The organism is Streptomyces sp. L500, assembly GCF_054551825.1.
In genome coordinates this window covers 99,608-113,900 of the sequence record NZ_JBTOLC010000010.1, presented here as the reverse complement: position 1 = coordinate 113,900, position 14,293 = coordinate 99,608, and the positions used below count along the sequence as shown (strand labels likewise).

Genomic DNA, 14,293 nt, shown 5'->3' with positions numbered 1-14,293 from the left:
CGCCATGGACACCCTGCATCTCGTCCTCAACGCGGTCACTGTCATCTTCATCGCGGCCACCATGTTCGCCGCCGGCCTGCGCGCCACCGTCCCGGCACTGCGCGGCGTCCTCGCCGACGTCCCCCTGCTGTCGCTGGCGCTGATCGCCAACATGGTGGTCATCCCGTTGCTGGGCTGGGGCATCGGCGCACTGTTCGGTCTGCCCTCGGCCGCCTTCATCGCCCTCGTCCTGATCGCCTCCTCCCCGGGCGGCCCCTTCGGGGCGAAACTGGCGACCGTGCAGCAGGGCGACGTCGTCGCAGGCGCGGCGATGCAGGTCCTGGTCGCCTCCCTCGGCAGCCTCACCTTCGCCCCCACCGTCAACGCCATCCTCACCGCCGCCGACATCGGCGCCAAGGTCTCCCTCGACGTCGGCGCGCTGGTGCGGACGGTGGCACTGCTGCAACTCGTCCCCTTCGCCATCGGCCTGCTCCTGCGCCGCTACGCCCAACCCACCGCACAGGCGTGGCACCCCACGGCAGCCGCGGTCTCCAATATCACGTTCCTGGTGGTGCTGGCGGGCATGCTGCTCGGCAGTTGGCGCGACGTCGTCGATCTCTTCGGTTCACTGGCCCTGCTCGCGGGGTTCCTGCTCGCGGTGTTCGCCTTCGCCATGGGAACCCTGCTGGCCACCGGCCCGGTGATGCGCCGCACCACCATGGGCGGCGTCGCCTCGGTGCGCAACGCCGGCCCGGCCCTGGCGGCCATCGGTCTCGCCTTCGCCGACCAGCCCGCTGTTCTGGGCGCACTCGCCGCGATCCTCCTCAGCGGCCTCGCGGCAGCCCTCCCCATCGCCACGTGGCTCAGCAGGCACAGGAAGGCCCCGGACGCCGCCCCTGGCGGGAGCCCAGCGTGGAGCAGGAGCCGCTCGACAAGGCCCACGTCGGCTGCGATGCCCGGTCGAGCGAGGGCGTCCACCGTCAAACGTCAGCAGCCCGAGCAGTTCATGCGTCCTCCTCGGTGGATGGCGCGGCCTCGTGGTCCGCAGCCCGGGGCCCCGGAACGGTGGCCGCGACGAGGTCGAGGCGGGTGTCCATGCCGAGGTTCACCTCACCGTAGGGCCGGACGTGGCCGTTATGGGCAGGCACTCGGCGAGCAGGTCGACGACGTCCCGCCAGGCTCGCTGCGCGTGCCGCGGGTGGTAGCCGACCCCGGGGCGCACGGTGTGGTCGACCGGTGGGTGATGGAAGGCGTGCAAGGCGCCGCCGTAGACCGTGAGGCGCCAGTCGACGCCCGCGGCCTGCATCTCGGCGGTGAATGCGTCCCGTCGCGCGGGCGGCATGATCGGGTCTTCCGACCCGACCCCGGCCCACACCGGGCAGTGAATGCGCGCCGTCTCGCCCGGTCGCCCCGTAATCAGTCCGTTGACTGTCGCGATCGCGCGCAGGTCGACACCGTCGCGCCCGAGTTCCAGCGCGATCGCGCCCCCGGTGCCGTAGCCGACGGCGGCGATCCGGTCCGGATCGGTCCGCGGCTCGGAGCGGAGCACGTCGAGCGCCGCGTGGCCGATGCCTCGCATCCGGTCGGGGTCGGCGAGCAGCGGCATGCAACGAGCCAGCATCTCCTCAGGGGCGTCCAAGTAGCGCCCGCCGTGGAGGTCGAAGGCCAGCGCCACGTATCCCAGCTCGGCGAGCGCATCGGCCCGTCGGCGCTCGACGTCGCTGAGCCCCATCCCCTCGGGCCCGACCAGGACCGCGGGCCGGCGGTCGACACCGGCCGGGAGCGCAAGATGCCCGATCATCGTCAGGCCATCAGCCGCGTATTCGATCGTGCGCGTGGTAACTGTCGTCATGAGCCTCGACTGTAGTGATCGTCGAGCCCGGTCGGGCCGCTGTTCCGCCGCTGGCAGAAAGCAGGTCTCCGGCGTATTCCGGAAGGCTTTTCCAGTTCATGGGGGTTGGCGCATGCGCGAGCAGGCAGAGCAGCAGCCCCGCCCATCGGGACGGCCGGGGAAGGAGCAGCGCGGGGTGGTGACGGGAGCGGGCGCGATGGCCGCGTGGTCAACGTGCTGGGCCACCGCTGACGCCGCTCCCCCACGACTGGGGAGGCGCCGGGCACGGCCACTCGTGGCCCGCCTGGCCCTACTTCTCCCGGATCGGACGCCGGATGCCACGCCTGTGCAGGTGGACGCGGATCGTGCGGTCCTTATCGAGGCCTGCCAGCCGGCCAGTTGAGCAGCACCAGTTCGGTGGTGAGTCCCGGGCCGAGGGCGAGCAGCAGGCCGTGCGATCCGGGGGCGGGCGGGCCGCCGGCATCGGCCAAGGTCCGGTGCAGCACGTCCAGTACGGAGGCGGACGAGATGTTGCCGCGCTGGGCCAGCGAGGTCCGGCTGTGGGCGAGCGCACCGGGAGGCAGGCAGAGGGAACGGTCCAGGGCCTCGAGGACCTTCGGGCCGCCGGGGTGGCAGATCCAGGAGGTGATGTCCGCCGTGGTCAGCCGGTGTTGGGCCAGAAAGCCGTGCACCTCGCCGGGCAGGTGCTTCTCGACGGCGTCCGGGACGTCCGGGGCCAGGAACACTGCGAACCCGTCGGTCCCCAGGTGCATGCCCATCAGGTGTTCGGTGCCCGGGTGCAGGCAGCTGCGGGCCGCGATCAGCTCCGGACCGACAGCCCGCCGCGCCCGGTGGGCGCCGAGAACCACGACGGCCGCCCCGGCATCGCCGAACAGGCCGGTTGCCACCAGATTTTCCACCGAGGTGTCGGCGCACTGGAAATTCAGCGAGCACAGCTCGACGGAGACCAGGACGGCCACCTGGTCCGGATGGCCGCGCAGATAGTCATGCACCCGCGCCAGTCCGGCGGCGCCCCCCGCACAGCCGAGGCCGAACAGTGGCATCCGGACCACATGCCGATCCAGGCCCACTCGCTGAACGAGGCCGGCGTCGAAGGACGCGACCGAGGCCCCGGTGGTGGTGGTCGTGACGATGGCCCCGACCTCGTCGGGTGAGATCTCCGCCGCCTGAAGGGCGCGGGTCAGGGCCTGCTGGCCGACTTGACGGGCCATCGCCGCCCACGTCCGGTTGTACTCGGTGAAGTCACGGGGCTCACGGTATTCGGCCAACGGCAGGGAGAGGTTGCGGTACTCGATGCCGGAACGGGCCGCGAGTCCGGTGAACTTCCGGCGCGCGGCGGCGTCGGCGCCGAGAAACGCCTCGGCGAACACGGCTGCGATCTCCTGCTGCCGATGCCGGTGCGGAGGTGCGGCCATCGCCACGGAGGCCACCCTGGGTGCTGCCGGACGCGCGTCGCTCATCGGTAACTCCTTTTGCGCGTGGGTCCCGTGATGGTTCACGGTGACGCCGCCGCAATGCCCCGGGTAGGGCGTGCGGTGAGGCGCAGGGCGCACACCGGGGTGCGGGGACGCCATGATGCTCCTGACCGTCCAGGAAGGCGGTGCGATCCGAGATGTCAGTGGGTAGCCAAGTGGAGCTGTCCACACCGTGTTCGGGCTACGAAAGGACTCATCGTGATCGGCAAGCGCGGCGCAGGAGTCACCTTGTCCTCCCTCGTCCTGCTCGCGGCCACCGTCGCCGGGGTACCCGCGGCGCAGGCACACGACCATACCGCCATGGACTGCACGGGCCAGGAGAACATCACCTACGGACCGGGGCTCGGCCTGTCCTCCGCCGGATCCTCCAAGGTCACCGTCGATGGGACGTACCACTGCACGGACGCCTCAGGGCACGGCATCACGGCCGCGTACCACACCGAGGGGGAGACCGGAGGAAGCTGCCTGCTCTTCTCCTGGAACCGGTCCCAGGAGATCCTGCACTACGCGGACGGTGCCACTACGGTCGTCGCCTACCAGGCCGGGCCCTCTGTGCGCGTGGCGGGTATCAACACCGCCCTGCTCAAGGGAACAGTCGTCGGCGGCCGCGGCAAAGGGGCGGCTGCCGAGAAGACCATCCAGACAGTGCCGGGCAGCCTTCCGACCGACTGCGTAATCGGTGAGGGCATCCGACACACCACGGCACTGACCCGGCTGAGCATCCACCCGTAGGGACGCGCCCCACGTCACCAGCGGACAGGTACTGTTCGGCCTGGCCTCCAGCGCCTCAACCCCGTCCGTCAGCGGGGCAAGGGGCCCGGCCGCCAGGGGAAGAGCGGCCGGGCCGGTACAGGGGGTTGGGGGCGGGTCAGCTGAGCGCGGAGGCGCAGGTGGTGGGGGTCGCGTGCGCCGGGTCGAGCGCGTTGGCCACCTCGTGGAAGGCGATGCGGTCGACCAGGCCCAGCGCGATGTGCTCGGAGACGTCGAGCCTGCACAGGTCCTGGATCACGACGTTGCGCACGTTCGGGCCCGAGAGCTGTCGCGATTTGTAGGGCGTGGCGATCTCGTCGTACTTGGTCGAGATGACCGTGTACTTCACTCCGGGCACGGTGTCGGGCTTGGAGTTCAGCCTCTTCAGGAACTCGGAGCCGACGATCTGGTCCTCCAGGCCGGGAACGGAGAGGGACAGCGCCTTGCTCACGCCGGGGACCTTGCGCGCGAGGGTGCCCAGCCCGGAGGCGGTCGCGCCGTGGTTGTCCGGGGCCAGGCCGATGAGCTTGTCGACCTTGGAGGCGCCGTTCATGAACTCCATGGAGAAGCGGGGCAGGGGGCCGCCGCTTGGGGAGTGACCGACGATGTCCACCTTCTTCGTGCCCGTGGATATGAGTGGGTGTTCTGCGAGTGCTCGGCGCGGTCGTAGTGCCTGTGGGCAGGTTGTCCAGTATCTGGGCTTCACGTGGGCTGCGGATACGGTGTGCCCTCATGGGTGTGGACGGGCGCGAGCCATACCCAAGTGACCTGTCCGACGACGGATGAGAGCTGGTCCGGCCGGTGATTACCGCGTGGAAGGCGAGGCATCCCTCGGTCAGCAGGCACGAGGGCCAGTACGCGATGCGGGAGATCGTCAACGCGCTGCTGTACCAGGCCCGGACCGGCTGCCAGTGGCGCTACCTGCCCCACGACCTGCCGCCCACGAGCGCGGTGTACTACTACTTCGGCCTGTGGCGCGACGACGGAACCGCCGAAACCGTCCACGAGCTGCTGCGCTGCCAGGCCCGGGAGATGCGTCGGCGGAGCGAGGACCCCACCGCGATCGTGATGGACTCCCGGACAGTGCGCGCCTCGACGAACGCGCCGAAGGAGACGACCGGGCTCGATCCGGGCAAGAGGAGCCCGGGCCGGAAGAGAGGGATAGCCACTGATGTGACTGGCCTGGTCATCGCCGTGGTTGTGGTGGCGCCGAGCGTGCATGACAACGTGATCGGCATCGCCCTGCTCGACAAGATCTCCGCGAGTGCGCGCACTGTGAAGAAGGCGTGGATGGACGCCGGGTTCAAGGAATCTGTCGTCGCGCACGGTGCCGGTCTCGGCATCGATGTGGAGATCGTCCAGCGCGAGTCCGGAGCGCGCGGGTTCACTCCGCAGCCCAAGCGGTGGGTTGTCGAGCAGACACCCGGCACCCTCATGCTGCACAGACGTCTCGTGCGTGACTACGAGACGAAGCCCGCCAGCTCGGTGGCCTGGGCCCACTGGTCCATGAGTGACGTCATGCTCCGCCGCCTGACCCGCGCCGTCACCCCGACCTGGCGCGACCCGCCCCCTTGGCACCTGCCCCCACCGACCCGGAGCCCTGATGAAGCGCCTCCTGGACAAGATCGAGACCCGGCAGAAACTGGTGCACGAGACCGCCGACCGCCTGCGTGAGCGCATCACCGAACTCAGCCAGCAACTCGTCACTGCCGAACAGGCCTTGGAGCGGTTGGAGATCACACGCGAGACCATCCTGGAACTGGCCGCCGAGGACGGTACGGAGCCGCCTGAGCCGTTGCCGCCCGGATATCCTGAGTGGGTGTTCCGTGCGCGTTCGGCTGTTGTCGTATCTGTTGACGGCTGGTTGTGATCAGACCGCACCGGCACGCGTTGGTAAGCCTGTCAGGAGGTAAGGGCGGAGATACCGTCCCCGAGCAGCTTCAGCCCGAGGACGAAGAACAGGACCGCCATCACGGCGACGTTGTGCTGCGCTGCCCAGTCTTTCCAGTTGCCGAGCGTGGCCCTGGCCCGCTCTCCTCCGAGCAGGAAGACCCCCAGTGGGGCCAGCAGGCCGAGGGTGGCGACCAGGACGAAGATCGCCAGAGATGCGATCTGCTGTCCCACCGGCAGGCCGGCCGAGCCGATCGCGGTGCCTGCGGCGATGGTCAGCGGGGCGTTCTTGGCGTTGAGCGCGGCCAGGGCCAGTCCGAGTGCGAAGACCTTGACCGGCGTGAGGCGGTCGATCGCGCTCATCCACTTCGGCAGCTTGGCTTGTGAGGGATCCCTTGGGCGCCGGTGCCATTGCCGGGTGCCGAAGAGGACGAGGAACAGGCCCAGGGCGAGCTTGAGGGCTCCCACCCAGGTGGCCGGGTGGTTGCGGGTGGAGGCACCTGCCGGGGAAGCGATCGCCAGCATCACCGCGCCCAGCACCGAGAGTCCCAGGATCCAGCCGACGGTGAAGAGGACCCCGTTGAGACGCCCTCGGGGCGTGGCGAGTATGAGGATGACGGCGATGATGGGGAGCGGACTGACCGCGACAGCGGCGGCGAAGCCCAGTACGTCACCGAGAACTGCGCCCATGGTTACCTCCGCATGAGGTCAGGGTGGCGATCCGGTCGAGCAGGGCAAGGCGCGAGAGGGGCCCCGATCGCCTCGTCGGCGCAACGGGTCGGTGTGCGATCGGACGCGCCACTGTCTCCCCGGCGTCTCCACGGCCGTGGGCAAGCGGCTGCCCGGGAACGGTGACGACGACATACTCGGTACGTCCCACCCGTTCCATTTTCCTGCCCTTGGCCGGATCTGTCCTCGGGAGCCTCTCGGGACGGGGACTCGGGCCGGCCCCCGCAGTGTCGGAGCTCCCCGGGGATCCGCCTTGGGCGACCGCGACGGCCGGGGCCCGGGATGCGCGGCGGTGCGACCGTGGTGAGGATTGATTGGTGAGGGCGATGGCGCCTCATGTCTGGGCGCTTGGCGACCCCCGGACCGAGCCCTGGCAGGAGGACGGCACGATGAATGCGACGACAGGTGCAACCCAATCGGCCCACCCCGAGCGTCCGGGCAGGTCGGATGGGGTTTGTAGCGAGTTCACCGTCTATACGGAGATCAAGCCGGGCCATGCTGATGCGTTGCGTAAGGATCTCGCCGCGCTCTCCAGCGGGTCGTCCGACAAGGACTCCCGTGCGGCGCTGCGCCAGATCGGCACCCTGCATGACGCACGGCACGTGATCTTCGACAATGACACCCGGTTCATGTTCGCCAGCGTCTTCGACGGCTCCTGGGACACCTACATCGACGACTTCGCCCAGACGGTCGTCGGGGCGAACTTCGACAAGATCTTCTCGCACAGCGTTGGGTTCCCCGGCGTCGCCGACCCAGGGGTGAAGGACTGGTTTGTCGCCCACCAAGCCCCCGCAGAAGCCTTCGTCAGCTCCTATCCCGATCTGACCGTTCAACAGATCTGGAAGGACCAACGCGTGGACGACGCGTTCCAGGAGGTGCTGGACACCCCCGAGTTCCGGGCGATGCTGGACAACCCGGCCAACGCGGAGCTGGTGGCCACACCTGCCTTCCAGAAGCTGCTGGAGGAAGCCTCGGCCTAGCAGTCGGACACAACCAACCCTCAGAACGACCCAAGATCGGTGGACCGTGCCGGGCGCGGGTCGGCCGCTGCGGGTCTGCCCAGGCAGAGGCCGATAAGGCCGATATGGAGGCACAGGCGATCATGAACACGGTGGCAAGGGCAAGCAGCGGCGCAGCCGACATGGGCGTTGAGATCGATGACGTCCAGAGCGGGGCGCTGCGTCCACGGCCCGTGCCCTACGAGGGAAAGTTCGTCTTCCTGCGCGTCGACGACCGCCACGCCGGGCGCGCCCTGCTGCGGCGGCTGCTTCCGGTGACGGCGGGTGGTCTGCCCGACGTGGACCCGAGCCAGGATGCCTGGGTCGCGGTGGCGTTCACCTATGAGGGGCTGAGGGCTCTGGGGGTCCCCCAGGAGTCGCTGGACAGCTTTCCGCGGGCGTTTCGTGAGGGCATGGCCGCTCGGGCGGAGCTGATCGGCGACGTGGGCGAGAGTGCGCCGGCCCGCTGGGAGGCACCGTTCGGCACGGGCGATGTCCACATCGCGTTGAGCGCCCTCTCCTCCGATACGGCGCAGCTGGACAAGGAGCTGGAGCGGGCCCGTGTCGCCTACGAGGACACGCCCGGTGTCCAGGTGATCTGGCAGCAGGACGTCCGCCAGCTCCCGACCGGGCGTACCACCTTCGGCTTCCGTGACGGCATCAGCCATCCGAACATCGAGGGCGTCGGGCTGCCCGGCTCCAACCCGCAGGAAGCCCCCATCAAGGCCGGCGAGTTCATCCTCGGCTACCCCGACGAGACCGGCAATCTGCCGCCCATGCCCCAACCCGATGTGCTGGGACGCAACGGGACCTACGCGGCCGTCCGCAAGATCCACACCAACGTGGCGGCCTGGCGCCGGTACCTGCGCGCGAACTCCTCCAGTGCCGAGGCGGAGGCGCTCCTGGCGGCCAAGATGGTCGGGCGCTGGCCGAGCGGCGCCCCGCTGACACTGGCTCCGGAGCACGATGATCCGGAGCTGGCGGCCGATCCGCACCGCGTCAACAACTTCCTGTACCGGGAGAACGACGACCGGGGGTACCGGTGCCCCGCCGGTGCGCACATCCGGCGCACCAACCCCCGCGATGCCACCATCATCGGCGACGCGCGGATGCACCGCCTGATCCGCCGTGGCACGACCTACGGCCCGCCTCTGCCCGAGGGCGTGCTGGAGGACGACGGCGCCGAGCGCGGCCTGATCGGAGTCTTCATCGGAGCCCACCTGGAGCGGCAGTTCGAGTTCGTCAAGGCCGAGTGGGTCAACGACGGCAACTTCATCGGCTATCCCGGCGAGAAGGACCCGGTGGCCGGGCATCACGGCGGAACCGGCAGTGTCACCATCCCGGAGAAGCCGGTCCGCCGCCGCCTTCAGAACCTGCCCAGCTTCGTGGTCACCCGCGGCGGCGAGTACTGCTTCGTGCCAGGACTGCGCGCCCTGCGCTGGCTCGCCGAACTTGAGGACTGACAGCGATTCCCCCCTGAGGTCCGATCACGCTCTCCGAGGAGAGGTCGAAGGTCATGGCAGCACAGTTCGTCCGCTACACGCCTGACGTCGAAGACGACGACCCGGACTTCGACCGCAACGTTCAAACGGTGATCGAAAAGACCGAGAGCTACATCGCCGAGTCGGTCACGGCCGGCGGCACCGGACGAGCCCTCCGCGACGCTCATGCCAAGGGCTACGGGCTGGTCCGCGGGGAAGTGGAGATCCTGTCCGGACTCCCCGCCGAGTACGCCCAAGGAATCTACGCGACCCCGGGAACCCACGACGCGCTCATCCGTTTCTCCAACGGCTCGCCCCATGCCGGAGCCGACGCACGCCTGGGCGCCGCCACCGGACTGGCACTGAAGATCTTCGACATCCCCGGCCCAACCCTGCTGGAAGACGAACCGGACACAGGCACCTTCGACTACGCCAACATCAACGGACCGGTCTTCTTCTGCAACACAGTCGAGCACTACCTGTTCATCCAGGAACTGTTCCTGGACGCACCGGCCTACTTCTCCCAGGGCCGACCCGGCGCACATCGCTTCTACACCGATTTCGTGACCGGGAAGGGAACCCTGGACCAGGACGACTGGGCATGGGACGAGTTCCTGGCCTTCCTCCGCCTGTCGAAGATCCCTCCGGCGAACCTGCTGCTGTCGAGCTACTGGACGATGGGCGCGGTCCGGCACGGGGACTACATCGCCAAGGTGCGCATCACCCCCGACCCGTCCAGTGCCGCCGCAGTGGTCCGGCGCACCATCGACCCGGCTTCCGCCCAGGAGGTCTTCCGACCGGCCCTGCAAGCCGAGTTGCACGAGCGGCCCTACGCGTTCGACATCCAGGTCCAGCTCTGCACCGACCTGGAGCGCATGCCGGTGGAGGACACCACCGTGGAGTGGCCCGAGCAGCTCTCGCCACCCGTCACCGTGGCCAAGCTGCGGCTGCCACAGCAGGACATCTCCGGCCCGGAGAACCTGGAGAAGATGGACGCACTCTCCTTCACACCCTGGCGGGTCACCGCCGAACACGCCCCCCTGGGCAACATCATGCGGGCCCGCAAAGAGGTCTACCGGCGGTCTTCCATCGCGCGTCACAAGCTCAACCAACAGCCGCGCACAGAGCCCCGAAGCGCCGACGAAGTACTTGGCGCTTGACCCGGCCCGCTGTCTCCAACAGCTTGACCACCGGCCTGGCACGCATCACGTAGACAGGCCAGTTAGGCGCTGCAAGGAGGCGGGGTATGAGAGATGCTGACCGGTGTGAACGTACCGCCGGCTTCGGTGATCGTCATCGTTCCCGCGCGGACGGGTGTTCCGTCATGTTGCGTTCCGAAGTACCGGAGGGTGAAGTGAGCGAGGGTGTCGACAGCCTCTTGCACGGAGGCACCGTCCCGCCGGAGGATCCAGAACGCGTTGGCGGCGTTTCCGTTCCTGGCCTCTTTGGGCAGCGAGTACAGATCGTTGTGGAAAACGACGTAGTCGGCGACGAGCAGTTCCAGATCTTGCAGTTCGGGGTGGCGGATCAGCAGGCCGGTCATGTCGATGCCGACGGACATCTCGCAGTGCATGGTGACTTGGAAGATGTACAGGTTCGACCGGCGAAAGCTGAGGTAGTCGTCCCATGCGGGCAGATTCCCCGTGGCGGTCGGCTGGGCCACGGCGTCAGTTTCGCTCAGGGCAACGAGCCAGTGGGTGCGTAGACGCTGGAGCCAGCGTGCGGGCATCACGGGTTTCTCCTGCTCGATGGATTCCCAGAGCATGAACGGGCCTGAGTGCCGCTGCGTGGGACGGTGTCCCTCAGCCGCCGGCACGAGGGCTTGTGACATTCCGGCGGACGGCTTCCGGGTCGTCCTTGAGGCCGGTTCGGGTGAACCATTCGTCGATGGTCATCGCGGTCAGCATCCAGATCGGCTTCGCGGGATTCACCCGGGCCATTGACGACGCAGCCCATGACGGCGATGCGCAGGGGGTGGGGAAAGCCGTCGAAGGCGGTCTCCACCTGGGCTGCGAGACGGTGGATGTCGACTTGCAGGCGGCCGCAGCCGGGGCAGGAGACGATCTCGAGTTTACGGGGGCGCAGGCCGAGGGATTGCAGGATGTGGCAACCGGCGTTGACCTGTTCGGTCGGCGGGGCGGAGAGGGAGACGCGAATGGTGTCGCCGATCCCCTCGGTGAGGAAGATCCCGAAGGCGACGGCGGATTTGATGGTTCCCTGGAAGGCCGGTCCGGCTTCGGTGACGCCCAGGTGCAGGGGGTATTCACAGCGTTCGGCCAGCAGTCGGTTGGCTGCGACGACCGTCATCGGATCGTGGTGCTTGACCGCGATCTTGAAGTCCCGGAAGCCGTGTTCCTCGAAGAGGGAGGCTCCCACAGTACGGACTCGACCAGGGCTTCGGGGGTGACTGCTCCGTGTTTGGCGAGCAGGCGTGGATCGAGGGAGCCGGCGTTGACCCCGATCCGGAGAGGGATCCCGGCCGCGGAGGCTGCCTCGGCGATCCCGGCGACCTTGTCGTCGAATCGTTTGATGTTGCCAGGGTTGACGCGGACGGCTGCACAGTCTGCGTCGACGGCTTGGAAGACATACCGGGGCTGGAAGTGGATGTCCGCGATCACGGGCAGTCTGGTTTTCTCCACGATCGCGGGGAGGGCGTCGGCGTCGTCCTGGGAAGGCACGGCGACGCGGACGATGTCGCATCCCGCAGCGGTGATTTCGGCGATCTGCCGCAGTGTGGCGTCCACGTCGGCGGTGAGGGTGGTGGTCATGGTCTGGACGGAGACCGGTGCGCCGCCGCCGACTGGGACATCACCGACAAGGATTCGCCGACTGCGACGGCGCACCGGAGGGGTGGGGGCTGGGGTGGGAAGGCCGAGGCCGATGACAGGCATCTCAGGCGCCCTTCGCTGGGGATACGGGGCTCGGAACCGGGCCCCGGGCAGGGGTGGGGGATCTCGGGGTGGTGTGGTGTGCGGGTGTGGTGGCGGGCTCGGGTGTCCGTACGGGGGCGTGGCGGTTGAGCGTCCGTGCGATGGCACTGGTGATGACGGTGAAGGGGACGGCAATGAAGGGACGGCACCGGCAAGGAAGGCGGCCACGGCTTTCCCCGACGACCACAGGTACGCAGCCCAGCCTCGTGAACACAGCCGGGACCGCGCCGCCCGACCGCCCAACCGGCCGGCACGGCGAACCGGGCGGACATCACCGGTCCCCGCCGTCGGGGCGGTCGGCCCGGGCCCGGAGGACGGAGCAGGCGATGCCCTGGGCGGTGAGCCCGGCGGCGGCCAGGATGTCGCCGCGGGTGCCGTGGGCAAGGAACCGGCCTGGCAGGCCGAGTATCTGTACCGGCCTACGGGATCCGGTGTCGGCCACTGCGCGGGCCACGGCGGTGTCAACTCCGCCGGCGCGGGTGTTGTCCTCCGCCGGCGCGGGTGTTGTCCTCCGCCGTCACCACCAGCCGGTGCGCAATGGCGAGTTCCACGAGCTCGGGAGGTACGGGCAGGGCCCGGCGCGGATCGGCCACCGTCATTCCGATGCCCTGGCCTTCCAGGCAGCGGGCGGCCTCCACCGCCGGTCCTGCCAACGGCCCCACCGCCACCAGCAGCACATCCCGCGCCCGGCACTGGTGCAGGACCTCAACCGGCCCCAGCCGCTTGTAGGCGGGGATGTCGTCGGCGAGGGCGGCCTTGGCGAAACGCAGCGCGGTCGGTCCGGTGGTGTGGGTGATGGCTTCGGCCAGGAGTTCGCGCAGGCGGGCGGCATCGCGGGGGACGGCCACCCGCATCCCCGGCACCGCGCCGAGGAGAGACAGATCCCACATCCCGTGATGTGACGGCCCGTCAGGACCGGTGATCCCGGCACGGTCCAGGACGAAGGTGACCGGCAGCCGGTGCAGCGCCACATCCATCAGCACTTGGCCGAACGCCCGCCCCAGGAAGGTCGCGTAGACCGCGACCACCGGATGCATACCACCCAGCGCCAGGCTCGCTGCGGAAGTGACCGCATGCTGCTCGGCGATCCCCACGTCGAAGAACCGGGCGGGGAAGCGTTCGCCGAAGCGGGCCAGACCCGTCGGGCCGGGCATCGCCGCCGTGATAGCCACGATCTCCTCGTGCCGCTCCCCCAGCATGCACAGTTCCTCGGCGAACACGCTTGTCCACGGAGGGGCGCTGCTGACCGTTCCGGGGCGGCCGGTCGCGGGGTCGAGGGTTCCAACGGTGTGCATGCAACCGCGTCCGCCTCCGCGGGAGCGTAGCCGTGGCCCTTGACCGTGACCGCATGCACCACCACCGGACAGCCCAGGCCCCGCGCCGTCGTCAAAGCTTCCTTCAGGGACGGCAGATCATGGCCGTCGACGGGACCGACGTAGGCGAATCCCAGGAGACGAAAGAGGTTCCGGGTCACGGGCAACGGACCCGACAGCACGGCTTCTCCCGCGTCGCCCCTGCCCTGCGTGACTCCAGTCCCCTGAGGAGCGCGCTTCTCCGTCTTGAGCAGCTGGTCGAGGTCGTCGGGTGCAGTGGCGCGCAGGTACTGGAGGTGATCGGCGAGCGCGCCGACGGTGGGAGCGTAGGAGCGCATGTTGTCGTTGAGGACGATGATGACCGGACGGTTTGGGGCGGCGCCGAGGTTGTTCAGGGCTTCCCAGCACATTCCCCCGGTGAGGGCCCCATCTCCAAGGACGGCGACCACCGCCCGGTCGTGCTCTCCCGCCAGGCGGCGGGCTTTGACCGCGCCATCGGCATACGACAGAACGGTCGAGGCATGGGAGTTCTCGATCACGTCATGCGGTGACTCCGCCCGGGACAGGTACCCGGACGGGCCGCCGGCCTGGCGCAGCCGGTCGAAGCCCTTTGCGCGGCCGGTCAGGAGCTTGTGGACGTATCCCTGGTGTCCGATGTCGAACAGCAGCGTGTCCCGGGGAGAGGCGAACACCCGGTGCAGGGCGATCGTCAGCTCCACCACACCGAGATTCGGGCCCAGATGGCCGCCCGTCGCGCACACCGTGCCGATCAGGAGCGCACGGATCTCAGCGGCCAGCGCCGACAGGTCGTCGTGCGTGAGGTCACGCAGACGCCGGGAACCCGGCGTCTACGAGCTCACCTGGGCCCCGAACGGACGCGCCACCTGGCACTACGG

General features: G+C 69.0%; 12 protein-coding genes and 4 pseudogenes. 7 read left to right on the top strand and 9 right to left on the bottom strand.

Going from position 1 to position 14,293, the window contains the following annotated elements:
* Window positions 1-4 precede the first annotated feature (4 nt).
* Window positions 5-553 (top strand): annotated as a pseudogene (locus ACX9I7_RS12875) (hypothetical protein); the annotation flags it as partial.
* A 531-nt stretch (window positions 554-1,084) separates the two neighbouring features.
* Here the strand turns inward: ACX9I7_RS12875 and ACX9I7_RS12870 are convergent.
* Window positions 1,085-1,831, bottom strand: a complete 747-nt coding sequence (locus ACX9I7_RS12870) for a dienelactone hydrolase family protein (protein WP_387574135.1) — start codon at window positions 1,829-1,831, stop codon at window positions 1,085-1,087.
* A 353-nt stretch (window positions 1,832-2,184) separates the two neighbouring features.
* Window positions 2,185-3,291, bottom strand: a complete 1,107-nt coding sequence (locus tag ACX9I7_RS12865) for a type III polyketide synthase (RefSeq protein WP_459387388.1) — start codon at window positions 3,289-3,291, stop codon at window positions 2,185-2,187.
* A 213-nt stretch (window positions 3,292-3,504) separates the two neighbouring features.
* On the opposite strand from ACX9I7_RS12865, the gene ACX9I7_RS12860 reads away from it, so the two are divergent.
* Window positions 3,505-4,038 (top strand): hypothetical protein, encoded by a 534-nt coding sequence (locus tag ACX9I7_RS12860; RefSeq protein WP_459387387.1) that lies wholly within the window; start codon window positions 3,505-3,507, stop codon window positions 4,036-4,038.
* Between the two features lie 136 nt (window positions 4,039-4,174).
* Here the strand turns inward: ACX9I7_RS12860 and ACX9I7_RS12855 are convergent, their stop codons facing one another.
* On the bottom strand, window positions 4,175-4,762 hold the full coding sequence (locus ACX9I7_RS12855) for an alpha/beta hydrolase family protein (protein ID WP_459387386.1): 588 nt from the start codon (window positions 4,760-4,762) through the stop codon (window positions 4,175-4,177).
* Between the two features lie 83 nt (window positions 4,763-4,845).
* Between ACX9I7_RS12855 and ACX9I7_RS12850 the strand changes: the two are divergent.
* A pseudogene (locus tag ACX9I7_RS12850) lies at window positions 4,846-5,619 on the top strand (IS5 family transposase); the annotation flags it as partial.
* A 40-nt stretch (window positions 5,620-5,659) separates the two neighbouring features.
* Window positions 5,660-5,926 carry a hypothetical protein gene (locus ACX9I7_RS12845; RefSeq protein ID WP_459387385.1) on the top strand — a complete coding sequence of 89 codons (267 nt, stop codon included), beginning with the start codon at window positions 5,660-5,662 and terminating at the stop codon, window positions 5,924-5,926.
* 32 nt (window positions 5,927-5,958) lie between these two features.
* Here ACX9I7_RS12845 and ACX9I7_RS12840 read toward each other — a convergent pair whose 3' ends face one another.
* Window positions 5,959-6,636, bottom strand: a complete 678-nt coding sequence (locus ACX9I7_RS12840) for a GAP family protein (protein WP_459387384.1) — start codon at window positions 6,634-6,636, stop codon at window positions 5,959-5,961.
* A 428-nt stretch (window positions 6,637-7,064) separates the two neighbouring features.
* Here ACX9I7_RS12840 and ACX9I7_RS12835 point away from each other — a divergent pair, with 428 nt between their 5' ends.
* The 3 genes from ACX9I7_RS12835 (at window position 7,065) to ACX9I7_RS12825 (ending at window position 10,314) form a co-directional block, all read left to right on the top strand.
* Window positions 7,065-7,655, top strand: a complete 591-nt coding sequence (locus tag ACX9I7_RS12835) for a hypothetical protein (protein WP_392750864.1) — start codon at window positions 7,065-7,067, stop codon at window positions 7,653-7,655.
* A gap of 161 nt (window positions 7,656-7,816) precedes the next feature.
* Window positions 7,817-9,136, top strand: a complete 1,320-nt coding sequence (locus ACX9I7_RS12830; protein ID WP_459387383.1) for a Dyp-type peroxidase — start codon at window positions 7,817-7,819, stop codon at window positions 9,134-9,136.
* Window positions 9,137-9,189: 53 nt separating this feature from the next.
* Complete coding sequence (locus tag ACX9I7_RS12825) at window positions 9,190-10,314, top strand: catalase family protein (RefSeq protein ID WP_387574153.1); 1,125 nt, start codon at window positions 9,190-9,192, stop codon at window positions 10,312-10,314.
* Window positions 10,315-10,376: 62 nt separating this feature from the next.
* Here ACX9I7_RS12825 and ACX9I7_RS12820 read toward each other — a convergent pair whose 3' ends face one another.
* The 5 genes and pseudogenes from ACX9I7_RS12820 to ACX9I7_RS12800 all read right to left on the bottom strand — a co-directional run.
* On the bottom strand, window positions 10,377-10,883 hold the full coding sequence (locus tag ACX9I7_RS12820; RefSeq protein ID WP_459387431.1) for a terpene synthase family protein: 507 nt from the start codon (window positions 10,881-10,883) through the stop codon (window positions 10,377-10,379).
* Window positions 10,883-12,045 (bottom strand): annotated as a pseudogene (gene ispG, locus ACX9I7_RS12815) (flavodoxin-dependent (E)-4-hydroxy-3-methylbut-2-enyl-diphosphate synthase). Before ispG ends, ACX9I7_RS12820 begins: the two are co-directional and overlap by 1 nt.
* A 310-nt stretch (window positions 12,046-12,355) precedes the next feature.
* Window positions 12,356-12,538, bottom strand: coding sequence for a hypothetical protein (locus ACX9I7_RS12810; RefSeq protein WP_459387382.1), 183 nt, complete (start codon window positions 12,536-12,538; stop codon window positions 12,356-12,358).
* A gap of 7 nt (window positions 12,539-12,545) precedes the next feature.
* Window positions 12,546-13,304, bottom strand: a complete 759-nt coding sequence (locus tag ACX9I7_RS12805; RefSeq protein ID WP_459387381.1) for a transketolase C-terminal domain-containing protein — start codon at window positions 13,302-13,304, stop codon at window positions 12,546-12,548.
* 179 nt (window positions 13,305-13,483) lie between these two features.
* Window positions 13,484-14,182, bottom strand: a pseudogene (locus tag ACX9I7_RS12800) (1-deoxy-D-xylulose-5-phosphate synthase N-terminal domain-containing protein); the annotation flags it as partial.
* Window positions 14,183-14,293 lie beyond the last annotated feature (111 nt).

Excerpts from the sequence above, each read along its gene's own strand:
- ACX9I7_RS12820 (WP_459387431.1), bottom strand. The coding sequence starts at position 10,883 with ATGCCCGCACGCTGGCTCCAGCGTCTACGCACCCACTGGCTCGTTGCC.
- ACX9I7_RS12840 (WP_459387384.1), bottom strand. The coding sequence starts at position 6,636 with ATGGGCGCAGTTCTCGGTGACGTACTGGGCTTCGCCGCCGCTGTCGCG.
- ACX9I7_RS12845 (WP_459387385.1), top strand. The coding sequence starts at position 5,660 with ATGAAGCGCCTCCTGGACAAGATCGAGACCCGGCAGAAACTGGTGCAC.
- ACX9I7_RS12835 (WP_392750864.1), top strand. The coding sequence starts at position 7,065 with ATGAATGCGACGACAGGTGCAACCCAATCGGCCCACCCCGAGCGTCCG.
- ACX9I7_RS12830 (WP_459387383.1), top strand. The coding sequence starts at position 7,817 with ATGGGCGTTGAGATCGATGACGTCCAGAGCGGGGCGCTGCGTCCACGG.
- ACX9I7_RS12865 (WP_459387388.1), bottom strand. The coding sequence starts at position 3,291 with ATGAGCGACGCGCGTCCGGCAGCACCCAGGGTGGCCTCCGTGGCGATG.
- ACX9I7_RS12870 (WP_387574135.1), bottom strand. The coding sequence starts at position 1,831 with ATGACGACAGTTACCACGCGCACGATCGAATACGCGGCTGATGGCCTG.
- ACX9I7_RS12825 (WP_387574153.1), top strand. The coding sequence starts at position 9,190 with ATGGCAGCACAGTTCGTCCGCTACACGCCTGACGTCGAAGACGACGAC.